The organism is candidate division Zixibacteria bacterium HGW-Zixibacteria-1, from assembly GCA_002838945.1.
GTDB lineage: Bacteria > Zixibacteria > MSB-5A5 > GN15 > PGXB01 > PGXB01.
Map to the genome: position 1 here is coordinate 1 of PGXB01000034.1, position 25247 is coordinate 25247.

The window sequence follows — 25247 nt, forward strand, 5'->3', positions numbered from 1 at the left end:
TCAACATCTGAACACCTCCTGTCCTTCGGGACTCAGGATGAGAAAGAATCATAATAATAGTATCCTTTCTCCGTGTCCACTAAATCGGGGGAACTTCATATCAACCACTCTAAATATAAGCAAATATATGATTGGATTATGTGTGGTGATGGAAGAGTAATATTAGGCGGAACGCGATACTGGAAAGAGCTATCCAAAATGGAATCCTATCTTAGCTTTGTGACTCAATTATCAAAAAAAACAAGACTGTCGTATTAAAAAATGGTGATGTCGATGTTAGGGAGAGGATATTGCAAAGCAAGATTGGCGATGAAAGGGCAGATAGCCATATTGTTGCCATTGCAATTGTATCAAGATGTCGTCTTATATGTACCCTTGATATTAGATTAACACAGCTTTTAAAAGATCGTTGCTTCTATCCAAAGGGTCAACGCATTCCCACCATATTTAATGGACGAAAATCAAAGCAAAATATGACCTTTAATAAATATATGACGGATTTATGCAAGCCAGCAACTCGATTAAATAAATCAAATCGTCGAAATCTGGAAAAATTCTGTTGTTAGATATAGCAATTCAGCATGGATGAAGTCTCCGTCAGGCAGGCGCGGCCCGGAGCTTCGCTCCGGGCTTCTTAAACCAAATTTTTCTACAAAAACTACATCACTTTGTTGTTAATTCCATCCGGGGGTATTATAGAGGAGTGTTTGATTGAAAAATATGTTCTTACACGTCGTTGCGAGCGAAGAGATGCGCCAAAGGCGCAGATCGAAGCGCTGCAATCATGCCACTTTTGGCATAAAGGCCATAATTTCGGCGAAATGCGACGAGATTGCCACGTCGTCCATCTTCGTCCGATGGCTCGACTTCACTCCTCGCAACGCCGATCATTGTAGCGGCCGACCCATGTGTCGACCCGTCGCTTGGAGAGTAGGAATATCGAAAATTTAAAAACGCAAAAACAAAGCCAATTCCGTGTAAATGCATGGTGCATTATTTAGTACAGTGAAATTTATTATAAAAACAAAGCCGTCTAAACATCAATTTGATGGTAATTTGGTAAGGCAGTACCATAGACCTGTTTATTTATGGAATCCCGTAGCATAGTTCCGGGATGCGCTGGGCCATGATGATTCCACAATCCGCCGAAGCGCATGGGGCACCCCGGCTTTCAAGATGTCGGGAGCACGAGGCTCCTGACCTACGAAAAACTAAGCCCGGACCGCTACGGGCAGTTCGGCGGCGGACCGCCTTTATATAGATATTTGATCAAATATAAAATATCGAGAATGTTGACACTGCCCGAGTTGTTGACATCCGCATTCTCCATGGCGGCGGGTGTGGACCCGCCCTTATAGAGATAATTGATTAGAAACGTGATATCAAGAAGCGTAATGGAGTTATCACCGTCGACATCGCCGCAAATACTGCTGCACCCCGCGAAAAAGGCACCCATGAGAGTATTGCAGCTGTTGTTGTCGGCCGCGCAGGGCGAAGCCGGGTCAAGACGAAAATCGCCGCCGCTCCGGTCGCAGAAAATCGGATCGGCCGTAATGTTGCCGTATGCGTCGCCGGCATACGGCGCCATAGTACCGGTGATCCAGTCGCCGCCAGGATTGCCGTATGAGTTGTTGCAGGTGCATTCGGCATCGACTACAAACGTAACCAGGAAACCGGCATTCAGGTTGAAAGCAAAAATATTTCCCGAGATAAACGATGCCGGCAGCATATCGCTGATCGCGCCTTCTTTCGGCGGCTCATAGTCATACAGCATCCCGCAGCCGTTTTCGACGATGGTATTGGTGTACATCTCAAGGTTGCCCGATGCAAACAGCTTGTAGTCCACCCCGCAGCCGCCATTGCCGCGAATAAGCGTACTGCAAATAGCGATATCGGCCTGCCATCGGACAAAGACGCCGTCACTGTCATTGTAGGATATATTGCAGTTAAACAGCTCCGGCCGCGAGTTAAACTCCGGCCCGCTGCCGACCTGAAGCCCAAAACCGCTGTTGTAAATAATGTCACAATTATAAATACTCGGCGAACCACCGTTGGTACAGCGCACACCATTACCATCATTTTCGATTACGATACAATTGCGTATAACCGGTGTTGCATTGTTGCATAAAATCGCGCCGCTGTCGGCATACATGGGCGAGTAAGCGCCCGTTATCGTAAATCCCTCCAAACGCGCCTGTTCGGTTTCGCCTTTATAAAACCCAACACCGAACCGTGGATTCAGAGCATTGGCTTCACAATCGATGATGGTCATCTCCGGACCCGATTCAGAGACGACAATAATACTCTTGCCCAGAAAATCCAGTTCCCGGTTGCCCGGCCCCATATAGGATCCGGCCGCGACCAGCACCGTATCGAAATCAGCCGAAAGATCGATAGCCGCCTGAATGGTGGGGGCATCGCCGGTTCCATCGGCCTTCACATATCGCTTGGTGGATGATTCACAGGCATCGCCTATGCCATCCTCGTCGGTGTCTTCCTGCAAATGATTAAATACCGACGGACAGTTATCGAATGCATCGGCCACACCATCGCCGTCATAGTCATCATACTGGCTGCAGCCGACACCGTATTTCCCGATCAGGACGCCGCACTGATTCAGCGGGTGCGCCGCTGCGCACGGCGAAAGGGCATCAATATCGAGACTGAGAAAGGTGGTGTCGCAGAACATCGGATCCAAGGACAGATTACCGTATTCATCGCCGGCGCCGTAATCGGTCCTGACCCAGTCGCCATTACCGTTTCCAAAAGAGTTACAGCACAGAATTTCATAATCGGAATAGCCGAAGTCGTTCTCGATTCCGATGCCGCTATTGTAGGCCGACAGGCAATAGGACAATGTCGATGTTCCCCGGTCAGCCTTTTCATTATCTTTTGGGGGCGTCCATTCGAAATAAAAGCCGTTCTGATTGTTATAGAAAGTACAGCCGCTGACATGGAACTCCACCGGCCAGAAAACGACTACCGCGCAATAGTTATTGTCTATCAGGACGCAGTCGGTCATTTCAAGAATGTGACTGCCCCAACCGTTTGCCAGTATTCCATAATTGTTGCCGTCGAATAGCGACCCGGTAATCCGGACCGATGCCTCGCTGACTTCGAGCCCGAATAGCCCGTTGTCAATAAATCTGCAGTTGCTTACTTCAATGATTCTCGTCGAATCATTGATATAACCTATCAGCCCTGCCTGGGCATTGCCTGTTATCAGGCAGTTGCGGACCGTTATTGCAGCTCCGCTCATATAAACGGCCGCCCGGCCTATAAAACTACCGTCGTCCCAGTACGCCCCCGTGATGGTGAACCCGTCGATAACCGCCGTCGTATCCTCCCCGCTGTGAAGATAAAAGGCGCGATGCTGATCGGGATCGCTGCCCTCGCAGTCAATCACGGTTACATTCGCGCCGTCTTCCGATACCAGGACAATATTTTTGCCGTTGAAATCGAGATCACGGTTGCCGTCGCCGGTATATGTCCCCGCCGCCACCAGCACCGTGTCGAACGTCACGGACGAATCGATGGCCGCCTGAATCGTCGGGGCGTCGCCGCTGCCATCCGCCTTGACATACCATACTCGCGGAAGAACATCGCAACTGTCGCCAATGCCATCACCATCAAGATCCTCCTGGGCCGGATTGAAAACCGACGCACAGTTGTCGATCTCATCCGGGACACCATCCAGATCACTGTCGGTTACATACTGACAGTTTGTGCCGTAGGCGCCTATGAGGACGCCGCACGGATTATAGGGATGTCCCGCCGCGCAGGGCGAAAGTTCATCGATATAACAATTCATTGCGGCCGTATCGCAAAAATATGGATTCAGCGAAAAATTGTTAAAATCCGGATCCAGCTCGGTCGTCCCATGAAAATCCCCGCCCGGATTGCCATAGGCGTCACAGCATTGCAAATCCCCGTAGCTCCATTCATAATCGATACCATAATTCTGATTGAAGGCAAAAAGGCAATTTGTAATCATGCCGAATCTGTTTCCCGTTTCTCCCTTGGGTGGATCATCCATGAGCTTCATACCACTCAGATTGCCGACAAAGGTGCAGTTGTTGATCGTCTGTGATCCATAAAAGCCATGCAGAAAATTGAGCCCATACCCGCCGTTGCCGTACATCAGGCAATTATCCATATCGAGAAACGAGGGCCCGCCTGCGTGGACGCCGTTATTGACATTGAATATCATCTGCGAGTTACTGATATACCCGCTGCCGTAAATAGTTATACCTTCAAGGTTGTATGAAAAAACACAATCCTCGATTACAACATATTCCGGCCAGGATGCACTGATTATACCGGAGCAGACATTTTCTGTGACAATACAATTCCGCATCGTCACATGAGCCCCGGTGACATAAACAGCGGCATAATCATCGAAGGCATTCGTGATCGTGAAACCCTCGATGACGGCGGCATCTTCTTCCCCCTCATGAAGATAAAACGCCCGATGATTTTCCATTTCGGTGCCGCCGCAGTCGATTATCGTCAATTCCGGCCCCTGATCGCCCAGCAAAATCACATTTTTCCCGAGAAACTCCAGATCGCGGTTGCCATCGCCGGAATAGGTTCCCGCAGCAACCAGCACCGTGTCGCCGCTCATGGCGCCGTCGATGCCGAGCTGAATGTTACTTGAGTCTCCCGGAACATTGATAAGCCCGGATAGGGCAGTAAACGGGACCAAAAAGATAAGCCCCAGGACAATTGCAAGTGTTTTGATTGCGGCCATTTTTTATCCCTCCGGCAAAATGGTAAGCGAGAACACGATCGGTTCTTTCGATTGATCCGGAACTTATTATATATAATATATGATTTACTCGATATCTGTCAACATATGAGCCATCTGAGCCCAAAAATAATACGCATCCAGATAAAGGGCAATTTTGGAATTTTTGTTATCCCCTCTGGAGAAAGTTATCCGATGACTACGAACGCTAGAAGGATACGAAATATAAACGCGTCAAGGGATGGAATATAGCTGTTGTATTGAGGCCTGTTGCCACCGAAGGGCGGGTCTTAAAACCCGCCCCGGCATGGATGATTTTATAGTAATAGTATTTATTTAACCTGATATACTCTATCGGTTAAAGCGGCCGATGAATTCCTCGACCTCGGGGATACCGCCCTGCATGATCAGGTAACCGTCGAATGGCTCGCGGGGAGTGATTTCGCCCGCGATCGGGGTCAGCATCATTTTCCTGACCTCGGCCGGATCGGTCGTCTGCGCCAGCACCCAGCCCAGTTTGGTATAGGCCGCTTCGGGAAGCATGTTCTCACCGGGGATGACGCCCAGTTCCATCATGTCGCGCCCGGTGTCGTAAACGTACATCTGCACATAGCCCCAGAGTGTCTGCACCGTCATGTAAAGCGCGATACCTTTTTCATGGGCCTTTTTTAACGCCGGATAAAGCGGTTTATTGACATGCCCCAAACCGGTTCCGGCAATGACTATCCCCTTGTAGCCGTTGTCGATCAGCGCTTCGATGATATCGGGCTGCATGTTGGGGTAATAATAGACGATGGTCACTTTCTCTTCAAAAACCGCCTTGACATCGACATTGCGGTCGTCGCGACGGCGCTTGTAATCGGTTTTGATCGGCGTGAATTTCTCAGGCGTAACCGTGGCAATCGGAGTGTCGCCGACGGTGCGGAAAGTGGAGCGGTAGGACGAATGCATCTTGCGGACACGGGTCCCCCGGTGCAGCAGGTTGTACTCATCGGAGGTCGGCCCGAACATGCACACCATCACTTCGGCGATATCGGAATGTCCGGCGGTGAAAGCGGCACAGCGAAGATTGAAGGCGGCATCGGACGACGGCCGGTCGGAGGAACGCTGCGAACCGACCATGACGATCGGCACCGGGCTGTTCTGCACCATGTAGGACAGCACCGACGCGGTATGATGCATGGTGTCGGTTCCATGGCCGATGACGATACCATGGACGCCGTTGCGGATCTGCCGGCCGATTTCCTCGGCCAGGGCCTTCCATTGTTCCGGACCCATATTCTCGGAAAAGACGCCGAACAATTTCAGCGTTTCGAGATTGCAGATATCGGCCAGTTCCGGCACGGCGCCATAAAGTTCGCCCGGTGTGAAAGCCGGAATGACGGCGCCGGTGCGGTAATCGAGCCGCGAGGCGATGGTTCCGCCGGTTCCGAGAAGGGTCACGCTTGGTTTATTATCCGAGAATGGAAAGGCTTTTTCGGGAATCTTGTAAATCGCTTCCTTGAAGCTGGTTTCCTTGATTTCGGTGATACGGTCGGCCCGGATACCGATATTGTAGCCGGTTTTCAGTTTCAGGACAATATGGTCACCGTCGGCGGTTTCAGAGCGGGGCAAAATAACGCCCTCGAAATTGCCCTTGTCGGTTTTGAGGACCACACTGGCCCAGACACGTCCCCCCAGCGACTGAAGAACCTCTTTGGCCCGGCCTTTATATCCCTTAAATGCAGCGTCATTCATCTTATTTATCTCTTCTCCAAATTCAATTTTTGATAAATGAAAGGTAAAAAGCAGGAGAAGTCAAGTGGAGAAGTTCAGGAAGCAGCGTTGCGACGATAAAGGACAAAGCTTATCATCTTTTCTATTGCGCGATTCCTCCTGAATCGCTATTTTTCCTTAAGCCGGGAATTCAACCACGGAATTTATATTGATCCCGGTCATCATGCCTCGTTTTTTTATTAATCGGAAGGGCCAGTGTTTGTCGGAAGAGAGGTAAGTATTTATGACTGAAAAAATGCAGATCGGTCTGGATGTGGAATCCATCATGAAAAAGGCTGTTGAGGCAGCCGCTAAATTCAGACAATTCGATCAGGGGCAAACCGACAAGGTTGTCCGGGCGGTATATGAGGCCGGGTTCAACAATCGGGTTCATCTGGCCAAACTGGCCTGCAAGGAAACAAGACTGGGTGTCTGGCAGGACAAGGTCATTAAAAATGTCATTGCCACCCGTTTTGTATATGAAGACATCAAAAATTTGAAGACGGTCGGCGTCATATCGGAGAATAACGAAAACGGCATTATCGAAATCGCTCAGCCGATTGGGCCCATTTTTGCGGTGACGCCGGTGACCAACCCGACCTCGACGGTTCTATTCAAGATCCTTATTTCCCTTAAATCAAGGAATCCCATTATCATCCGTCCCCACGGGGCGGCCCGGAAGTGCTCCATTGAAGCGGCCCGGATATGTTACGAAGCGGCCATCGAGGCGGGCGCCCCGGAACATTGTGTGCAGTGGATTAAAAGTTCCACCGAGGAAGAAACGCTGGCCCTGATGAGTCATAAGAAGACCGCCATGGTGCTGGCCACGGGCTCGATGGCCCTGGTCAGGGCGGCATATAGTTCGGGGAATCCGGCGATCGGAATCGGCCCGGGGAATGTACCGGTATTTATCGGCAAGACGGCTGATGTTCCTTTCGCCGTGGAGCAGATCTTCAATTCCAAGACATTCGACAACGGAACAGTGTGCGCCAGCGAGCAGGCACTCGTGGTCAGAAAATGTCATGTCGAGGAGATGATTAAGGAGCTGAAAAAGCGGGGGGCGTATTTTCTTTCAAAAGAGGAAATTGCCAAGCTCGAACCGGTTGCCTTCAACACAACCACCAGAACCATGCGGCCGGAAGTAATCGGCCAGCCGGCCACGGTTATCGCGAAGATGGCTGGAATCGATGCGCCTGAAGGGACCACGCTGTTAATTGCCATGCTCGAGGAAGTCGGTTTGCAGTCGCCGCTTTCGCTGGAAATACTGGCGCCGATATTGGCATTCTATGTGGCCGATGGTATCGATCAGGCAATTGATTTATGCCGGAAGATCAATCATAACGGCGGGCTGGGGCATACTATCAGCATCTTTTCCAACAATGAAGAAAGAATTTTATATTTTGCCACGGTCATGAATGCCGGAAGAATACTGGTCAATACGCCGGCCTCACAGGGAGCCCTGGGCGGTTCGTATAATGCCCTGCAGCCGTCGATGACCCTCGGCTGCGGGACCGGAGGCAAGAATATTACGACCGATAATATCTCGGCAAAACACCTGCTCAATATTCAGCGCATCGCCAAACGGCAGGTGAGCGAATGTATCAAAACGGAAAACATGAGTCTTTATTTCGATGAGTCGATCAGCGCATCGAAATTCGAAGAAAGATGCCTTGAAAATAATATAAAAAAGGCGACATCCTGAGTATTTCGACATCCTTCCAAAGTAAAATACCGGCAATGAGATCATTGCCGGTATCGATTAACTGAATAACTTGTTCAATAATCCTGAATTATCAATTCTAAGCATTCATTACACCCAGCGGCAGCACTGTTTTTCCATACACTTCATTAAGGACCTGTGCTATAGCGGTATAAAAAGCCGAAAGGCCGCAAATGATTCCTTCAAAACCGGCCAGGCGGGTGATGGAGGCATTCCCCGTGGCATCACCGAGCGCCAGCAGCCAGAAGAGAATTGTCAGTGTCGCAAACACGAATTGAAGAGCGCGGTTGAGTTTCAGGGTCCCGATAAACATGCAGCAGGTGAAAAAGCCCCAGATAAACAGGTATGCGGCCATGGCTCCTTTGGTCGGGCCGTCGCCCCAACCCATTTTGGGTAATACGAGAAGCGCCACCAGGGTCAGCCAGAAAAGGCCATAGGAAGTAAAGGCAGTAGTACCAAAGGTATTCTTTTTCTTCCATTCCATAACACCGGCAATAATCTGCGCGATGCCGCCGTAAAAAATTCCCATGCCGAGGATCATGGTATCAAGCCCAAAGAAACCGGCATTGTGAAGATTCAGGAGTACGGTCGTCATGCCGAAGCCAAGAAGCCCCAGTGGAGCCGGGTTGGCGGTGCTATCTTTGATTTCAGTAACAGTATGCATGGTCCCTCTCAGAAAATCAAATGTTTGACAGCAAAACTAATTCAAAAGTGAATTTGAAAATAAGCAAATGCCGGAGAATCTGCAAGGCAAATCGATTTATCGACCCCGATATCAGTACCAATTTAGGAGAGATAAAAAAGGACAAAAAGACATTTGGTTTAATGCAGCAGCGGGCTTATAATTCTCATAAATTAAGTCGCGTTAACCGGCAATGGCTTTAAATGCCCGACGCGTATGATATTCTGAATGTTATTAACAGGAGTTTTTTTCAGGGAGTGCATATGCCCCGTTTGGTTTGTTTAATGGCAGTGATATTTCTGGTGGCGGCTTTTTCGGACAGGGCCGAAGCCTCATTCAATGATTCCGGCTGGACCGTTTTGTATCAGGAAAATTTCGATACCGATTTCGAGGCCTCCGACGGGCAGACATTCGGGACCGACGATTGGCTGGTGTTCCAGCTTCTGAACGGCGGTGCGATTACGGTGGCGAATGGTTATGCCTGGCTCAATGCGCCCGATTTCTGGAATGCGGCCCTGATCAGAAGTGTCGGGCATCTTCCGAATGAATACAAAGTTAGAACCAAAATCGGATATATAAATTACGACTTGACCAATTATGAGCAAGCCGATTATGATAACCCGGCTTTCGATAGTCATGGCGGTTACTATGAAAACGGAATGTATTTTCTGACCATCACCGATGACACCTGTTCGGGAAACGAGTGCGCCGAACAATGGTGGCATTATCACCGCAAGATGGTCATCGATGTGGATAACCATATCAATTACGGCGGCGGCGGACAGACTTTTCACCCGGTTTACATGGTTTATATGGCGCCGGAAACCAACAGCGGCGGCAATCTCCTGAGAACCTGGACCGGCACATATTGGGATACATCGGACTGGAACTGGAACGTGGCTTATACTTACGCCTACAACAGCTGGTATTATGCCGAACTGGAGAAGAAAAACGGCCAGATTATTCTGAGATTATATGATGGCAACCAGAATATATTAAAAGAGACGACGCCGGTTAATCTGGATCTGGTTTTTGCCATGGATGTCGGCGAGTTCCTGTATTTGGGCGAGCCGCACACCGATGATTATGAAGGCGATGTCCGCATCGATGAAATCACGCTTCTGGTCCCGGAAAGCGGCCCTGGGTATATTTGCGGTGACGCCAACGGCAATGGAGCCCTGAATATCCTCGATATCATTTATATAATACACTATCTGTATAACGGCGGACCGGCGCCGGTTCCGCCGGAATCAGCCGACACCGACGGCAGCGGGACGCTTAATATTCTGGATATTACTTATCTGATTGCCTATCTCTACCGGGGCGGCCCGGCCCCGATTTGCTCCTGATTTTAGGCAGGTGGTCGATTATGCGGTGGATGGCCGGAACTCAAATTGACATTTCCAGGTCCAGAGCTTGAAATTAAGTCCTTGATTTGACGTTAAGGCATTAATCTGCAATAAGTTTGCATGGGAAGTGAGAATATTATTTTCAATTGCTTGACAAAGGCGATAAGTTATATTTATAAGGGTTTTTGATCGCGGGGTGGAGTCCGCCGCGGCGGAGTAACTCGTCGGCATTTCAATCACAGCAGGTTCAGTGGGATCCCAGAGTAATGTATATTGTTTATGTTATCAAATCGGCGTCAGGCCGCAGATATACGGGACACACGAGCGATCTTGAAAGGCGCCTGATTGAACATAATAGCGGCATGTGCAGGACGACCAAGGGCGAATCGACCTGGAAGGTTGCCTATACCGAGGAATATGCGACGCGCTCGGATGCGATGAAACGCGAAAAGTGGCTCAAAAGCGGCCGAGGGCGTGATTTTCTGGAATCGATTTTGGATAAGACTATTTCCCGCAATAATTTTACTTGAGGCTTAAGAATATTATTTTCAATTGCTTGACAAAGCCATTAAAATTTATATATTGGGACTCTTGATCGCGGGGTGGAGTCCGCCGTGGCGGAGTAGATCGTCGGACACATCTTCGGGATCACCAAAAAATTTATTTTGATCGCGGGGTGGAGTCCGCCGTGGCGGAGTAGATCGTCGGGCACATCTTCGGGATCACCAAAAAATTTATTTTGATCGCGGGGTGGAGCCCGCCGTGGCGGAGTAGCTCGTCGGGCTCATCTTCGGGATCACCAAAAATTTAATTTTGATCGCGGGGTGGAGCAGTCCGGTAGCTCGTCGGGCTCATAACCCGAAGGTCAGGGGTTCAAATCCCCTCCCCGCTACCAAAAACATTATCCTACAATCAGTTACAAGAACACTCAAAATTCTATTGCCTTAAGGCTGGGTGCCCGAAGGTCAAAGAGGTTTTATCTGTTGTTTTCTGTTAGTTGTTGCGAGTAGCAAGAATTCATCAAACTAATATGCCCTTTTTAAGCTAGAATCCAAAGGCGACTTGAAATATAGCAGCATCTTCTGCCTCTTTATTGGCTTGGTATTCAAGTCTTAGTTCAATTATATCATTAATATTATGACCAAGTCCGGTGCTAGTCCGGGCAATATCAGCGCTTTTTTGATCCGGACGGAATTCATCATATCGTCCGATTAAGTACCAACTTCCGATACCATAGAAACCCTGTAGGTAGAAGCCATCATTGGTGAAATTTGAATTATCGTCCGACTCAAACCGATGAGCAATATACTCTCCTTTGAATTTGAAGTTTTCAATCGAAACCTGAATATCTACCCCGGCAAGAAGCATATCATGGGTCTGGTCCAAACCGTAAATCCTTGCTAAGGAACCACCCAGTTCAAACGATCCATTCAGAATAAGACCAAGACGTCCTCCAATAGCAAGATCGTTATGAGTTTCCAATTCCTCGCCAGAAGGATCAGTACCTTCATAGCTAAAGCCATTTGCAACAAAAACTGTGACGTTACCCCAGGTCGCTTCGGTTGAAGCATATCCACCAATGTCATTCCACGAGTCGTGTGTATTCTCTATCACCAGTGGCGAGGAGATAAGCTTGCGGTCGATGGAGGGATATACATGCCAGTCTATTCCGAACGGCACATCATGCTGGCCTCCGCCAATCGTAAAATTGTTGATTCCCAGAAACGAGGGTCTGGATTCACTGACCGACCACGCGTTGTAGTCTGCGGTGAAGGCGCCGATGGTGAAGCTACCTTCATCGTATGCTATAGCCAAAGCGATCGCAAAGCGATCGGTCAACTCAGACTCAAGGTCAACCTCGGCCTGGCCAATATCGAAGGTGCTACCATCGTTATTGTCCTGAAAGGTGGTCAGCAGGTCACCGAAACCCATGATCTGTAGAGTCGTTGACTCATTGATGGCAATTTCAGTAGGCCGTGGCCCCGCAGGAACGGTAGGGGTCGTATCCTGGGCGTTGGCAAGTGTTGCCAGTGCCAGAACCAGAATGAGACCTGTTATTAGCATTCTCATGAACATATCGTTATCCTTTCATCTATCATTTATCTTCAAAAGAGTAGTTTTGTTTTCACATTTATCTAATATGGGACAGGGGCCGCTACAGGTGCAACCACTCTTCTTACCGGATGTAGTCAGGTAGATCGATCTGGCTATTAACGCTATGGCGGAGCCTACGATTCCAATGACAATGACTATTTCCATCATAACACCTCCTTAAATCCCAATTCCAAAGAGTGAACCGAGCTGGAAGGTGGCTACAGTCACAACCCAAGCCAAAGCGGTCAATCCGCCGAGTTGGAACAGAGCCCACTTCCATGAGTTACTTTCCCTTTTGGTTATCGCGATTGTCGCCATGCAAGGAGCGCTAATAAGCGTGAAGAGCATAATGCAGAACGCCACCAGAGGACTGTAATTGGCGGCTAATTTCCCGCGTAGAGCGTCTGATTCCTCATCAGCCTCACCAACCGCGTACACAATACCCATCTGCGCAACAAACACTTCTTTTGCTGCGAAGGAGCCGATCAGGGCAGTACCAATTCTCCAGTCGAACCCCATGGGGCTGATGATTGGCTCCAGCCAATGCCCAATTCTACCGGCGACCGTATAAGCCATCTCTTCTGCCTGCTGTACTTGAGCAAGAGACTCCAACTTCTCATCGAGAATAGCCTGGGCTATTTCCGGTTCCGCATTAGGCATTTGTACTGCAACCTCATATTCGGTTGTTGCTTGTGTGGAGGCGGCCTCATAATCCTGATCGAAGACCACTTTCTGGGGATAGGATGTCAGAGCCCAGAGTACGATTGACACGCCGAGAATGATAGTACCAGCTTTTTTAAGATAGAGCCAGCCTCGCCCCCACATGTGAATTAAGACTCCCTTGAGTGTAGGCATTCGATACGGCGGCAACTCCATCACAAAGGGTGTCGATTTGCCCTTAAATACAGTTGATCGGAGAAGCTTGGCCGATACGATAGCCAGGAGAATACCGATGACGTAAATAGTCCACAACATGGCTCCATGCCACATCTGTGGGAAGAAGGCGGGAATTATCAGGGCGTAAATCGGCAGACGTGCACCACAACTCATTAAAGGAGCCACCATCATAGTTGTGAGTCGATCTCGTCGGTTCTCCAGAGTCCGAGTGGCCATGATCGCCGGAATAGTGCAACCAAAACCAATGAGCATTGGAATGAAGCTCTTGCCGTGAAGACCAATCTTGTGCATGAGCCGATCCATGATAAAGGCGGTTCGTGCCATGTAACCTGAATCCTCGAGAATAGCGATAGCCAGGAAAAGCAGGAGAATATTCGGAAGGAAAACTACCACACCGCCTACACCGCAAATGATGCCATCCAGCAGGAGCGACCTAAGAGCACTGTCGGAACCGACCGGCCACCAGGATTCAACCGTTCCGCCAAGCCAACCGAACAACTCTTCGATCCACCCCATCATCGGATCGCCCACAGTAAAAGTCAGGTGGAAGACTGCATACATCAACCCCAGAAAGAGTGGCAACCCCAGAACACGATTGGTTACTACGCTGTCAATTTTATCTGAAGTTGTCTTTCTCTGCTCGATGGTCGAAGAGACAGTTTCTTTGAGTACTCCTGAAATATAGCCGTACCGTTGATCGGCAATCAGTATCTCTGGGTGATCACCCATGATGCTTTCGAGACGGTTCTTACTCTGCTCAACCTCTTTGTGGAGACCGGCGGCATTACGCAGATTCTGGTTACCGGCAAGGTTCAGAACCTCGCTATCGCCCTCAAGGAGTTTGATTGCCAGCCACCTTCGATGGTGACCTGAAAAAGTTCCGTTCTCGCTTACTACGATCTCCTGCAGCTTCTGGAGTTCTCGATCGATTTCTTTCCCGTAGCTGATTGATGTAGTGCGGTTGCCATTAGATTCCAAAGCCGTCTTAACGGATGTACTTAGAAGTTCTTCTATGCCCTTATTACGATGGCCAACGGTGGATACTATCGGTACGCCAAACAACTGGGAGATTTGGTCAAGGTCGAACCGAACCCCTCTGGACGCAGATACATCGCTCATGTTGAAGGCAAGTACCAATGGAACGCCCATTTCCATGAGCTGTACAGCCAGATACAGATTTCTCTCAAGATTCGAAGAGTCAATGATATCAATTACAACATCAGGTTTTTCTTCAACGAGGAAATTACGAGCCACTTCCTCTTCAAGCGAGTGCGGCGTGAGGCTATAAACGCCAGGCAGGTCGACAACTTCAAGTTCGTGATTCTGGAATCGTCGCGTTCCTGATTTCTTCTCCACTGTCACACCGGGATAATTCCCCACGTGCTGATGCGCACCGGTAATGGCATTAAACACCGTTGTCTTACCGGAATTTGGATTGCCGGATAAAGCCACTTTGATCTTCTTGCGTGTCATAACTTGAGCTTCCTATTTATACAAACTTATTTTCGTATTCATATAATTGTTTGGCAAGCCAAACAATTATGTCAAAAAAAACTACTCCACCAAAACTTTCAGAGCCATACCTCGACCAAGCACCAAACGGCTCCCTTTGACAGCAACGACCATGGGGCCTCTGCGGCCATTGCTGATCACCTCAAGTATGACGCCGGGAACCAGTCCCATTGAGGATAATCTTTCGCACAGACCGTTTCCGGCATTGATCTTCACGACTCGAAATTGATGTCCCATAATTGCCATAGCCAGTGGAACGGTTACTTTTGCGTGTTGTTCAGTGGACATGTATGACTTGTACCTTGCTGTTAATTCGCTCATAGTTTTTCAACCGTTATCTTTTTGGCTTCATCTTTGCGCAGGGAAAGATGATATCCCTTTACTTTTACTTCAATAGGGTCGCCAAGAGGCGCTACTCGTTCAACCTCTATAAGTGATCCCGGAGTAACTCCCATTTCAGCGATACGTCGACGGGCATCACCTTGACTATCAATCTTCACAATTCGACCTTTTAGGCCGGGTTCCAGTTCATTCAACTGTATAGTCATACGCTGTTTTCCTTCACAATCTTTTTTTTTGTCTTTAATATTATCCAAAATTCCTATAACGCATTTCTCACAGCTTTCCATAGTGTCGTCGTGATCGCAATGATACCCAAACCCTTTTATCCATTTGCTCCCTCCACGCGGACAAGTCTCAACAAACTCAACGAATTCAACGAACCGCTCCAGGATTTTGGGCGAAACAGCGTGTTCCATCTTACAAGCCGCTTCATCAGCGTGCTTTTCTTCAACGGCAAGAACCTTGGTGAAAAAGTCGCGAAGTACTTCGTGGCGTCGAATAACATCCTTCCCCAGAACTTCACCTTTCCGAGTCAAAGTCACTAGTTCATAAGGTGCGTAATGGACCAATTTCCGTTCGGAAAGAGCTTTTAGCGCGCCAGTCACAGAAGAATAGTTGACCTTCAGTCGCTTCGAAATGTCTTTTACGCGGGCCGCCTGCTTCTCAGCAATCAGATTGTAAATGGCTTCAAGGTAATCCTCGAGGCTGGCGCTTAAAATCTCAACAGACATTTAATAATCTATCCTCTTCAAGTATTGTTTTGCCTTACGAAGATAGTATGGCATGCCAAACATATTGTCAAGCATTATTTTTGAATTTTTCACTTTTTGGGAACTCACATGAAATTGTATGAAGTGTAACATACACTTCTTTCTAACATTTTTCTAACATAATTAGCCAAAACAAGAGATAATAAGAGAAAACACCAGACAAAAGGCTCAAGCTAAGTTGTTGCTATTATTGCCTGTTAGTGTCTGGTGCTTTCTACTGTTTGGACTAATGTACAGGCTCATAACCCGAAGGTCAGGGGTTCAAATCCCCTCCCCGCTACCAACTTTTAAGCCCTGTTTCGGGCTTTTTTTATATTGAGAAAATGAAATAAAAGAATCGGGAGCACCTTTCGTAACTCTGGATCACCAATCGGGCTCCTGATTTATCCCAACAATTTTCCAAAGCCAGGGTGCCGAATTTGGCTGGTGATCGATATTGAGACCGATTATATTAACTCGATTTTCGATTTGGAATCAGTTGAATGAGGCAAAGATTGAAATGTAAGGGAATTAAATAGGATGAATATCTGTAACAATATTCTGCAGGCTATTGGGAATACTTCGATGGTGCAGCTTCGCAAGGTTGTGCCACCCGGCTGCGGGAAAATATTCGTGAAACTCGAATGGGAAAATCCAACCGGTTCGATGAAAGACCGCACGGCACAGGCCATGATTTCGCGGGCCGAAGAAGACGGCCGGTTGAATCCGGGGGATACGATCGTCGAATACACCGGCGGCAGCACCGGTATATCGCTTGCATTGGTCTGTGTTGCCAAGGGGTACCATCTTCATATCGTGACATCCAATGCCTTCAGTCAGGAAAAGCTGAAACATATGTCCGCTCTCGGCGCGGAGCTGACACTGGTGCCGAGTGAAGGAGGGTTGACCACCAAAAAACTGATTCTGGATATGATCGAGGCCGCCCGGGAAATCAGCAAAAAACCGCATACTTTCTGGAGCGATCAGCTCAATAATCATGACAGCATTGCCGGGTACTATCCCCTGGGTGAGGAAATCTGGAACCAGACAGGTGGAAAACTTGATGCCTTCGTTCAATGTGTCGGCACGGCGGCTTCGGCGCGAGGTGTGGCCAGTGTGCTGAAGCGCCACAATCCGAAGATTAAAATAATAATTGTCGAGCCGGCGGAATCAGCGGTGTTGTCGGGCGGCCAGGCGGGACCACACAAAATCGAAGGAGTCGGGATCGGTTATACTCCGCCATTGTGGGAACCGGATCTGGCGGATGAAATTATTCCGGTCGGTACCGATGACGCCAAGGCCATGGCCCGGCGCCTTGCCTGTGAGGAGGGCCTGTTTGCGGGGACATCTTCGGGAGCCAATGTAATCGCGGCCATACGAGTGGCGGAGCAACTAGGTCCGGAGGCGCGCATAGCCACTTTGATGGTGGATTCCGGTTTGAAGTACCTTAGCACGGATGTTTTCAGAAAATAGAGGATTCTATTAATCCCGGTAAAATGATCTATTTGTTGGACAAGCCTGCGGCGGCCCGCATCCTATCGAATGCGGAAGAGTGCCCGGTGGCGTAAAAGTCCAGAACCTGATCCGCACATTGCTCAACAGTCAGGGCATGTGTGTCCAACTCAATATCGTAAAGCTTTCCCAGATGTATATTTTCGATTTGTGCTTTTGCAAAACCCTGGCGCCGGCTGTCACGTTTACGCTCTCTTCGCTCGAGTTCTTCCAGCGGGCAATGCAAACCGACGAACAGAACATAGCGCCCGCCCAAAATTTCCAGGCATTGATCCATCCAGCTCTTATCAACCAGAACATGGTCAACGATCAGATTATTGCCCTCCTCAGCCATCACCCCAATAGATCGGTTCATGCCGCTCACCATCCGCATGAACATGTCCATATCGTCAGTTCGTGGCAGCATTTCGATAAAGGCATCAAGTTGCAAATGGAGGAAATCCTCCTTCAAACGCTTCTGCAATTCTTTGGCCAGACGGGATTTCCCCGAGCTGGAAACCCCGTTGATGAATATAATTTTCCCCGGATTCATGATATACTTTCCTTTGCAGAGATCCGTGACTTCAGAGATAGCCAGGCACAGCACTTATTCAATATAATTTGCAAAGATAATGAGTCGGTGTCAACTAAAAGCCTCGGCCACAGATTCACCGGCAGCGGGCAAGTTATATTTCTGGACGAAAAAGCTGGGAGTCCAAACCACGGTTGATTGACAAGATATCCATTACCGAGCCGGCGGCCGACCCGTTCACGCATATTGGAGTTGCTCTGGATAATTCGGATATAGATGAGTTCGTGATTTCCCGCGCGATGTCCCTGGCGAAAATTCATAAGGCTGAAATTACTTTGATTCATGTCTCCGACGCCCCCGGCGCCCAGGTTTATGGTGAGAATATATCGGATGAACACACCCGGGATGATATCGATTTTATCAGTGAAGTGGCCGAAATTCTAAAACATCAGGGTTATAATGCCCGGTCGGTTCTGAAAACCGGTCAGGCCGCGCAGGAAATCATCAAAGCCGTCAGGGATGAGAAAATCGACCTGTTTATTATGGGCTCACACGGACATCGATTGATAGGCGACATGTTTTACGGTGAAACAGTTTCCACCGTCAGGCACAATCTTGATGTCCCTATCATGGTCGTGAAGGCCCAGGCCTGATGATTATTGCGACAGTGGAATATTTTCTATATTAAACGAAGCCGCTTTTTTGTTCGCGAATATCATTCATGGCTTTTTTATTTCCGGCTTACATTGGATCAAAATGTAGTATGAATCACGGTTTTCTTTTATTATATTTGGCGTTATGCCACATTCTTACTTTGATTGGAGCAGTTGATCATGTTCCACACCATCTTACTTGCCTCATGGTCGATATTCCACCTTTATATTCTCTGGCGCGCCTCTTCTTTACCAATTATCAAACGCCATACTTCCCGCCTGCCACTGGTTATCATGACGGCAGCTCTATGGGCGACTTATTTTCTGCCTGAGAAAGTCGGTGAAATCGGATTGGGTTCCTTATCCGGGCCGTTGGAGCTTTTCCAAATGAATTGGCTCGGGACAACCTTCCTGATATTCACCTGTCTTTTCATTGTCGATATAGTCACTATTTTCGGCTTTCTGTTTAAGAAATATCTCGCGTTCTTGCGCACCATGGCATTTATAGCTGGAATAGTCCTTGCGATATTGGCTTTGTACCAGGGTTATCGGGCCCCGGTCGTGCGCGATTATGAAATCAGTCTGTCGCAACTGCCCCGGCAATATGACGGTTTGGTGCTGGTTGCTGTCTCCGATTTGCATGTTGGTACCTTCCTCGATGAAGAATGGCTGGAAGCGCGCGTAGCCCAGGTGAATGCCCTTCACCCGGATTTAGTGGTACTGTTGGGGGATCTGTTCGAGGGCGACAGCCCGGGGGAGCGCAAGAAAAGTATGATACACCTGTTCCATGATATATCAGCCCCCATGGGCGTTTGGGCTGTTACCGGTAATCATGAATCGCACGGAGGACTCGACCCCACTATTCAGTTTCTGGAGGAAGCCGGCGTGCATATGCTGCGGAACCAGTGGAGCGAGCCCGGGCCCGGGTTAATTCTGGCCGGAATTGACGACCGTCATAATCATAATCGGATTCCCGACACAACCGACCCGGTTGCGCAGGTTCTGGCGGGCAGGCCTTCTTCGAGCGCCACTATTTTTCTTTCTCATCGGCCTCAAGGGGCCGAAGAAGCCGCGGCCGCCGGGGTTGGATTGATGCTTTGCGGTCATACTCATGGCGGACAACTATGGCCCTTCACTTACATTTCCGGCCTGGCCAACTCCCTGCTGGCCGGGGAATATATCATAAACGGGATGCCGGTTATTGTCTCCCGTGGCACGGGCACCTGGGGCCCGCGTATGCGCCTGTGGTACCCGGGGGAAATTCTCCGCATTGTGCTTCGATGCAAATAATAGCACCCGGGTTATGTCTCAAATATTAAATAATGAAATACGCTGTTTTTAGTACTGCTTAGTGCCGGTTGTGTCGTTGACTATATTTGATGATGCCTGAAGGATAAAGCTCAATAACCCTTCGGATTCTTATTCGGTCACATCAGGAATTTTGCTAAACTAAATCCGGGCGTAACGGCCCCATAAGCTGGATGAATTGTCGAAGTAACGACTCGTCGAACCCCTCATCATCCGCGGACATTGTTTTAAGCGCAGAGAATGTGCCTTCCGCGTGACGATAGACGCGATTTGTTGTCATGGCATCAAAGGCATCCGCAATGGCCACGATCTTGCCATATATATGGATATCGTCCTGTCCAAGGCCGGCGGGATATCCCTTGCCATTTCCTCTTTCGTGATGTTGCAGGATAGGAATATATGATGTCCGCGAAATCAGATCTGTCTCTGACATGAGTTCGACGCCCCATTGCGGGTGCCGGCGCATGGTCTGCCATTCGGATTGGTCAAGAGGACCGGGTTTATAAAGAATCGACTCCGGAATCCTGGCCTTGCCGACGTCATGCAATATTGCCCCGGTGGCAATTTCTATCAAGTCATTGGTTCTGTCAATTCCGGCAGTATGGGCCAGTGCCAGAGAAAAAGTACATACATTTACCGAGTGAGTAAAGACACTGTAGTCGAACGACATGACCTTAAGCATGTTGAAAAAGGCATTCTTTCCTTCCAGCACATACAGAACCGTTGATTCCACAAAGGCCTGGCTGTCCTTGATGTTCTGGCACTTGGTCGGATCAGTAAAGACATCTCGCACCAATTCCTTGGCGCTGTCATAGACTATGCTGGACTTCGTGAAGTCATCCACCGACTCGTCGGCGAGAATGCGACTTATATGGGTTCTTATATACTGCTGGTACTCGTGTCGTTGAGTAGCGGAGATATAAAGTCGGTTCAGGTTTCGATTCAGCAATTCCTTGCATGTTTCCGAAGTCAAAGGAAACTGGGCGGAGCGATAGAGGATCATGCTTCGACCATCAAATATATATAGATCGAAGTCAGGAATGGTGTCGGCGGTCAGCGAGTGGGCATATATCGGTAAATACCCCTGAAGCCCTTGTCTTTTCAGAATCGATTCTACTGTTGGCTGCATGGTATTTATTATTGACAACATGGACTTTGGGCTTTATGCAGAAGTCACAGGTATTAGATCAAGATAATGGGGCGGCCCGACCTTTCAAATTGGTCAGTTTCGACTTTTTGGGTATATTTTGCACGATTCCATACTTGTCGCGCAGTTCTTCCCTCTATTATTACAGCAAAACAAGGCAAGACTGAATTTATCTTATTTTATTTCCATGGAATGACTTGGAAATTGGCTTCTGAGCGTATGTCAACATTGGTCCTGACCTGCGAAGGATATGCCGCCATTATGCAGCAGACTGTGCAACCACAGCGATCAATAGTCCCAACCGTGGACTGAAGCGATATTACTCATCTGCTTGCCAGACAAGGCGTTACAATAATCGGCCCGATTCGAGGACAATTGGCAGGGGTTTTGCGCAAATAGCGGTAGAATGAAGTGTCTATGCCATAAGGAGATGACCATGAAAAAGATATTAATCGGCGCGGTTGTTCTGGCGGCTGTCTCCCTGTTTGCGTTCGGGGGCGGCTGCGACAAAGAGAAAATTACCGAATCGAGCGAGTACGTTCATGATATCCGGTATATTCAGCTGCCTCCCGACACTGTCTTTCATATCGATACCGTCATCAACAATGATTCGGTCACGGTTCATGTCACCGATACGGTTCTCGTGATCGACACCATCTCAACCATCGACACCGTCTCAACCATCGACACCGTCATTCAGGTCAATCATGTTTATGACACGGTAACGGTTCATGATACGGTTGTTACGGTACAGAATCATTATGATACGACTATTATTATCGATACGGTTGTGACGGTGCAGAATCATTATGATACGACGACTATTATCGACACCGTCCTGACAGTTCAGTGCAATCCCAACGAATACTTTGCCGTGGCCGCTTTGCATTATTACAGCGACCCGCTGGTTCTGGAATTTGCCTATGAGCAGTTCGGATACAGCGACGGTTGGATATTTTATCTGTCGTCATTTCAGCTTGACCTGACCAGGCAGTCCTCGAGTGTTTATGATATTTATGGCTATATCGACTACTGGGCGCCCGACTGGTCCGGCTACTACCCGCTGGAGTTTTACTGGCGGATGATTTACAACGGCGGTGATCCGGCCGATCTGGATAATTGGGAAATAGCGGAACCTCCCGCAAGAGTGGGAACTCACGTCCCCGGTATAAAATTGATCGCAAATCCGACCGAAGCGCAGCGGACGTTTCGCTGATTATAAGCTACCCCCATCACGAGATAAAAAAAGCCCCGCAGCCGGGGCTTTTTTGTTACTGAAAGAGTTTATGTAAGCGGTCGGGAGCACAAGATTATCGGCTTAATTTAAACGAATAAACTTCCGCATTATGGCTATAAGCAACAGTAGAATTCCAAAAGCGCACACAATGGTTGCTCCGGTTGGTGTATCGAGCCAAAAAGACAAAACCAGGCCAATTGCAGACCCGATAAACCCAAAAATCCAACCATACATAAGACGCAATCCGATTCGCTTTGTCATTAAAGCTGCAAATACTGATGGTACAACCAGGAAAATAAAAACCAGCAGTACTCCGCAAATTTTGACCGAAGACGTCACCACCACGGCAAAGGAGGCATAAAAAAGAAAATCCCAAAATCTGGAAGAGGACAGGGTTTTTCCATTATTGAAAGTCAGAGCTATAAATTTGCTTCTGGCAAACCAATGAAAAGCGCCCACAATCGTATATGCAAGCAGGGTTTTTAGGACAGCACTCGGCGAAACGGTCAATAAACTTCCTACCAGAAGGTATCGAATATGCTCTGCCCCTTCAGGAGAATGGCTTACCGCCAAAATGGCGGCTGCCGAACTGACAGCATAGACTATACCAATGATTGCCTCTTGGGGGATAATGCCTTCTATACTCCTGGTGAAAGTAAAGATGCCTCCCCCCGTGAGTGCAAACAGTAATGCAAAAAAGTACGAGATCATTCCGTCGGCAGGATAACCTAACAGAATAGCCATTGTAATTCCAAAAGCCGCGACTTGCGCCAGGGAGAGGTCGATGAAAATGATCCCTCTTTTAATGACATGAAGTCCGAAATAGGTATGTATGCCCACCAATATCAGACTGGCTAAAAAGGGCCATATGAGAAACGGCAAGTATTCGATCACTTCAGCCCCCCCAGCAAGACATTTACATTCCCCTCCAACCAGTCAATGTAAGATTCATTCTTGTCCTTTCCACCAATTGATGGATATAATGTTACGACTTTGGCCCCGGTGTCCTCAGCTATTTTTTGAGGTATCCGCTTATCGAAATATGGTTCCATTGCAATAACTTTGATTCCCCGCTTTTTTATCATTTCAGTCAATTCTTTGACGTGTGAAGGTGATGGAGGGATGCCCGGGTATGGCTCTATAAAACCGGCCGCAATTAAACCAGTATATTCATTGAAATAAGGCCAGGAATCATGATAATAGACTATTTCCATGCCCTTCAGAAATTGGATTTTGGGGCGTATATTTTCGAGGTCTATCGAAATATGGGAAATAAGACTATCCATTCTGGAGCGATAAAAAACTGCATTTTCGGCATCGACATATTTTAAACCTTCCAAAATTGATTTCAATATTGGTTCGACATTCTGGGGACCAATCCAATAATGCGGATTTCCTCTTGGATGAATATCGCCGTATCTGGCATCAGCCTTAAATGTAGGAACTTCAAGCGGCTTGATATACTTGGAACAATCAATAATCGTCAGTTTGTCATTTCGCGAGCCGTCAATAAGTTGATCCATCCATTTATCAAGCTCCAGCCCGACTTTGAAAACAATATTAGCTTTGGCGATTTTCGCCATATAGCTTGGCCTGACTTCGACAAAATGAATATCGGCATTGGGGGAGGCAATGGAGTTAACTTTTACCAGATCGCCGCCCATAGCATTGACCCAATAGGCCAGGTCGGAAGTCGATGTAACTACATTTATTTCCCCGAAAACTGGCCCGGAAAGGGTCAATAAAACAATAATTGACAACAATATTTTTTTCATCATTACACCTTATTAAAAATTATGTGGTCTATGAGGGCCAAGGCTTATCACCAGTTGCATTTTCGCTTCCCAATAGCCATCGCTCTCATTCGTATCGATCCAGTGCCCTGCAATTCTTATCAGGCTGGTTTCTTCTATTGGCGCAAAGCCGACAAAAAGACCGGCCCGGCATGTATTATTCCGATGCGCTATTGGCTCTTGCTGATCTTCAAGGTTTTGGATTTCATCAAGCCTTACCCATTCAAGAATACCGCCTATATTGTATTTCTGCCGGAAACGGTAGTCGATATATCCATACGAACCATATGAATATAAATCGTCTTCATTGGCCCCGGATTGGCTGATACGCATTATGCCTTCCGCTTCGACCTGGAGGGATCTGTACCTGGACGGCTTGCTTTTATATTTAATATCTCCTCCAATAATCCAGCTTCGGAGTTGCTCAGGATCTCCGATCTCATCCACATCATGCTCGTCGTTTCCAGCAAAGCCAGATACTGCATTCAGGACAGATCCGCCGATCGCAAGTTCAGCGGATTCCGATAAAGAAAGCGATGTTGTCAATCTGCCAAAAAAGCCAAGATCTCGCTTATCTTCCGAATCCTGTTCAACCGCTGCGGTGCTATCATCTTCCATATGCTCATGCTCACGGGGAGTCAAGGCATCGCCCTTAAGAAGCCCGCACATCAATTCAGTAAAAGCTCCTCCGGTGGGAAGCGCTATCGAAGCCCGGATTGTCATATCCGACAAACCTTCTTCGCCAAAGAAATATTCATGAGGCAAGGGGCGATCAATAAATGAATAAGCATGGGGATGAATGGGATTGAGCCGGCCAAATTCAAGCAAGTATTTGCCGACTCTTAAATTGGTCCTGAAAGGCAAGCCTCTTAAGAAAGTCGCATAAGCTTCCTCTATTTCGGCGTTATGGTCGCCATGCCAGCCCATTACAATATCAGCCCTGACATAAGGATTTAAATAGCCATTTATATTCAACTCCACTTCTGGATCTGCTAAATTCAATTTTTCTTTTTCATTGCTTCGAGCAGCATCGCCGTGACTGAATATCCGGAAATCTCCAATAGCCGAAATATCCGGATTTAAAGTCGTCTGTGAGTAAATGTCCTGGTGGACAAATAACAAAGCAAGACCTAAACATATTATTCCAATCCGCATAGATTACTCCTGTTTTCATCAGTACGCGTTGTTATAAAAATCTGTTGAGTATCGATTATTATAAGAGTGAAATAAAAGAAAAGA

General features: G+C 48.1%; 20 protein-coding genes, 1 tRNA gene and 2 pseudogenes. 9 read left to right on the forward strand and 14 right to left on the reverse strand.

Annotated features, from left to right (window positions below):
* Positions 1–1225: 1225 nt before the first annotated feature.
* From CVT49_12190 to CVT49_12205, 4 genes and pseudogenes are all read right to left on the reverse strand, one after another.
* Entirely contained in the window at positions 1226–2344 is a 1119-nt protein-coding gene (locus CVT49_12190) for a hypothetical protein (GenBank protein ID PKK82723.1), read from the reverse strand.
* A 111-nt stretch (positions 2345–2455) separates the two neighbouring features.
* A pseudogene (locus CVT49_12195) lies at positions 2456–3022 on the reverse strand (hypothetical protein).
* 579 nt (positions 3023–3601) lie between these two features.
* Positions 3602–4141: pseudogene (locus CVT49_12200) on the reverse strand (hypothetical protein).
* 957 nt (positions 4142–5098) lie between these two features.
* On the reverse strand, positions 5099–6484 hold the full coding sequence (locus CVT49_12205; protein ID PKK82695.1) for a Glu-tRNA(Gln) amidotransferase GatDE subunit D: 1386 nt from the start codon (positions 6482–6484) through the stop codon (positions 5099–5101).
* Between the two features lie 262 nt (positions 6485–6746).
* Here CVT49_12205 and CVT49_12210 point away from each other — a divergent pair, with 262 nt between their 5' ends.
* The gene (locus CVT49_12210; GenBank protein ID PKK82696.1) at positions 6747–8204 is read left to right on the forward strand and encodes a hypothetical protein; all 1458 of its coding nucleotides are present in this window, start codon (positions 6747–6749) and stop codon (positions 8202–8204) included.
* Positions 8205–8301: 97 nt separating this feature from the next.
* Here CVT49_12210 and CVT49_12215 read toward each other — a convergent pair whose 3' ends face one another.
* On the reverse strand, positions 8302–8886 hold the full coding sequence (locus CVT49_12215) for a hypothetical protein (GenBank protein PKK82697.1): 585 nt from the start codon (positions 8884–8886) through the stop codon (positions 8302–8304).
* 20 nt (positions 8887–8906) lie between these two features.
* Here CVT49_12215 and CVT49_12220 point away from each other — a divergent pair, with 20 nt between their 5' ends.
* From CVT49_12220 to CVT49_12235, 4 genes are all read left to right on the forward strand, one after another.
* Positions 8907–9107 (forward strand): hypothetical protein, encoded by a 201-nt coding sequence (locus tag CVT49_12220; GenBank protein ID PKK82698.1) that lies wholly within the window; start codon positions 8907–8909, stop codon positions 9105–9107.
* Entirely contained in the window at positions 9108–10253 is a 1146-nt protein-coding gene (locus tag CVT49_12225; protein PKK82699.1) for a hypothetical protein, read from the forward strand. It begins immediately after the preceding gene.
* A gap of 266 nt (positions 10254–10519) precedes the next feature.
* Positions 10520–10783 carry an endonuclease gene (locus CVT49_12230; GenBank protein PKK82700.1) on the forward strand — a complete coding sequence of 88 codons (264 nt, stop codon included), beginning with the start codon at positions 10520–10522 and terminating at the stop codon, positions 10781–10783.
* 288 nt (positions 10784–11071) lie between these two features.
* Positions 11072–11148 (forward strand) — tRNA-Met (locus CVT49_12235).
* Positions 11149–11297: 149 nt separating this feature from the next.
* Here CVT49_12235 and CVT49_12240 read toward each other — a convergent pair.
* From CVT49_12240 to CVT49_12255, 4 genes are all read right to left on the reverse strand, one after another.
* Positions 11298–12329 (reverse strand): hypothetical protein, encoded by a 1032-nt coding sequence (locus CVT49_12240; GenBank protein ID PKK82701.1) that lies wholly within the window; start codon positions 12327–12329, stop codon positions 11298–11300.
* 195 nt (positions 12330–12524) lie between these two features.
* The gene (gene feoB / locus CVT49_12245; protein PKK82702.1) at positions 12525–14717 is read right to left on the reverse strand and encodes a ferrous iron transport protein B; all 2193 of its coding nucleotides are present in this window, start codon (positions 14715–14717) and stop codon (positions 12525–12527) included.
* A gap of 81 nt (positions 14718–14798) precedes the next feature.
* On the reverse strand, positions 14799–15002 hold the full coding sequence (locus CVT49_12250; GenBank protein ID PKK82724.1) for a ferrous iron transport protein A: 204 nt from the start codon (positions 15000–15002) through the stop codon (positions 14799–14801).
* A gap of 71 nt (positions 15003–15073) precedes the next feature.
* On the reverse strand, positions 15074–15829 hold the full coding sequence (locus CVT49_12255; GenBank protein ID PKK82703.1) for a DtxR family transcriptional regulator: 756 nt from the start codon (positions 15827–15829) through the stop codon (positions 15074–15076).
* Positions 15830–16387: 558 nt separating this feature from the next.
* On the opposite strand from CVT49_12255, the gene CVT49_12260 reads away from it, so the two are divergent.
* A complete protein-coding gene (locus CVT49_12260) occupies positions 16388–17320 on the forward strand; it encodes a cysteine synthase (protein PKK82704.1) in 933 nt (310 codons plus the stop codon).
* A 28-nt stretch (positions 17321–17348) separates the two neighbouring features.
* Here CVT49_12260 and CVT49_12265 read toward each other — a convergent pair whose 3' ends face one another.
* Positions 17349–17891 (reverse strand): chloramphenicol phosphotransferase, encoded by a 543-nt coding sequence (locus tag CVT49_12265; GenBank protein PKK82705.1) that lies wholly within the window; start codon positions 17889–17891, stop codon positions 17349–17351.
* Between the two features lie 113 nt (positions 17892–18004).
* On the opposite strand from CVT49_12265, the gene CVT49_12270 reads away from it, so the two are divergent.
* Both CVT49_12270 and CVT49_12275 read left to right on the forward strand, forming a co-directional pair.
* Entirely contained in the window at positions 18005–18523 is a 519-nt protein-coding gene (locus tag CVT49_12270) for a hypothetical protein (protein PKK82706.1), read from the forward strand.
* A 180-nt stretch (positions 18524–18703) separates the two neighbouring features.
* Positions 18704–19813 carry a metallophosphoesterase gene (locus tag CVT49_12275; GenBank protein PKK82707.1) on the forward strand — a complete coding sequence of 370 codons (1110 nt, stop codon included), beginning with the start codon at positions 18704–18706 and terminating at the stop codon, positions 19811–19813.
* A 154-nt stretch (positions 19814–19967) separates the two neighbouring features.
* Here CVT49_12275 and CVT49_12280 read toward each other — a convergent pair whose 3' ends face one another.
* Positions 19968–20981: a hypothetical protein gene (locus CVT49_12280; protein PKK82708.1), complete on the reverse strand. Its 1014-nt coding sequence runs from the start codon at positions 20979–20981 to the stop codon at positions 19968–19970.
* A 433-nt stretch (positions 20982–21414) separates the two neighbouring features.
* Here CVT49_12280 and CVT49_12285 point away from each other — a divergent pair, with 433 nt between their 5' ends.
* Complete coding sequence (locus CVT49_12285) at positions 21415–22194, forward strand: hypothetical protein (protein PKK82709.1); 780 nt, start codon at positions 21415–21417, stop codon at positions 22192–22194.
* Between the two features lie 102 nt (positions 22195–22296).
* Here the strand turns inward: CVT49_12285 and CVT49_12290 are convergent, their stop codons facing one another.
* From CVT49_12290 to CVT49_12300, 3 genes are read right to left on the reverse strand one after another with little or no spacing between them, the layout of a single operon-like run.
* Complete coding sequence (locus CVT49_12290; GenBank protein ID PKK82725.1) at positions 22297–23106, reverse strand: metal ABC transporter permease; 810 nt, start codon at positions 23104–23106, stop codon at positions 22297–22299.
* A complete protein-coding gene (locus tag CVT49_12295) occupies positions 23106–23993 on the reverse strand; it encodes a hypothetical protein (GenBank protein ID PKK82710.1) in 888 nt (295 codons plus the stop codon). Before CVT49_12295 ends, CVT49_12290 begins: the two co-directional genes overlap by 1 nt.
* 9 nt (positions 23994–24002) lie before the next feature.
* Positions 24003–25163 (reverse strand): hypothetical protein, encoded by a 1161-nt coding sequence (locus CVT49_12300; protein ID PKK82711.1) that lies wholly within the window; start codon positions 25161–25163, stop codon positions 24003–24005.
* Positions 25164–25247 lie beyond the last annotated feature (84 nt).

Excerpts from the sequence above, each read along its gene's own strand:
- CVT49_12265 (PKK82705.1), bottom strand. The coding sequence starts at position 17,891 with ATGAATCCGGGGAAAATTATATTCATCAACGGGGTTTCCAGCTCGGGG.
- CVT49_12190 (PKK82723.1), bottom strand. The coding sequence starts at position 2,344 with ATGGGGCCGGGCAACCGGGAACTGGATTTTCTGGGCAAGAGTATTATT.
- feoB (PKK82702.1), bottom strand. The coding sequence starts at position 14,717 with ATGACACGCAAGAAGATCAAAGTGGCTTTATCCGGCAATCCAAATTCC.
- CVT49_12280 (PKK82708.1), bottom strand. The coding sequence starts at position 20,981 with ATGTTGTCAATAATAAATACCATGCAGCCAACAGTAGAATCGATTCTG.
- CVT49_12250 (PKK82724.1), bottom strand. The coding sequence starts at position 15,002 with ATGGCAATTATGGGACATCAATTTCGAGTCGTGAAGATCAATGCCGGA.
- CVT49_12215 (PKK82697.1), bottom strand. The coding sequence starts at position 8,886 with ATGCATACTGTTACTGAAATCAAAGATAGCACCGCCAACCCGGCTCCA.
- CVT49_12225 (PKK82699.1), top strand. The coding sequence starts at position 9,108 with ATGCCCGACGCGTATGATATTCTGAATGTTATTAACAGGAGTTTTTTT.
- CVT49_12205 (PKK82695.1), bottom strand. The coding sequence starts at position 6,484 with ATGAATGACGCTGCATTTAAGGGATATAAAGGCCGGGCCAAAGAGGTT.
- CVT49_12295 (PKK82710.1), bottom strand. The coding sequence starts at position 23,993 with ATGATGAAAAAAATATTGTTGTCAATTATTGTTTTATTGACCCTTTCC.
- CVT49_12210 (PKK82696.1), top strand. The coding sequence starts at position 6,747 with ATGACTGAAAAAATGCAGATCGGTCTGGATGTGGAATCCATCATGAAA.
- CVT49_12220 (PKK82698.1), top strand. The coding sequence starts at position 8,907 with ATGTTTGACAGCAAAACTAATTCAAAAGTGAATTTGAAAATAAGCAAA.
- CVT49_12255 (PKK82703.1), bottom strand. The coding sequence starts at position 15,829 with ATGTCTGTTGAGATTTTAAGCGCCAGCCTCGAGGATTACCTTGAAGCC.
- CVT49_12240 (PKK82701.1), bottom strand. The coding sequence starts at position 12,329 with ATGTTCATGAGAATGCTAATAACAGGTCTCATTCTGGTTCTGGCACTG.
- CVT49_12260 (PKK82704.1), top strand. The coding sequence starts at position 16,388 with ATGAATATCTGTAACAATATTCTGCAGGCTATTGGGAATACTTCGATG.
- CVT49_12275 (PKK82707.1), top strand. The coding sequence starts at position 18,704 with ATGTTCCACACCATCTTACTTGCCTCATGGTCGATATTCCACCTTTAT.
- CVT49_12230 (PKK82700.1), top strand. The coding sequence starts at position 10,520 with ATGTATATTGTTTATGTTATCAAATCGGCGTCAGGCCGCAGATATACG.
- CVT49_12300 (PKK82711.1), bottom strand. The coding sequence starts at position 25,163 with ATGCGGATTGGAATAATATGTTTAGGTCTTGCTTTGTTATTTGTCCAC.
- CVT49_12285 (PKK82709.1), top strand. The coding sequence starts at position 21,415 with ATGAAAAAGATATTAATCGGCGCGGTTGTTCTGGCGGCTGTCTCCCTG.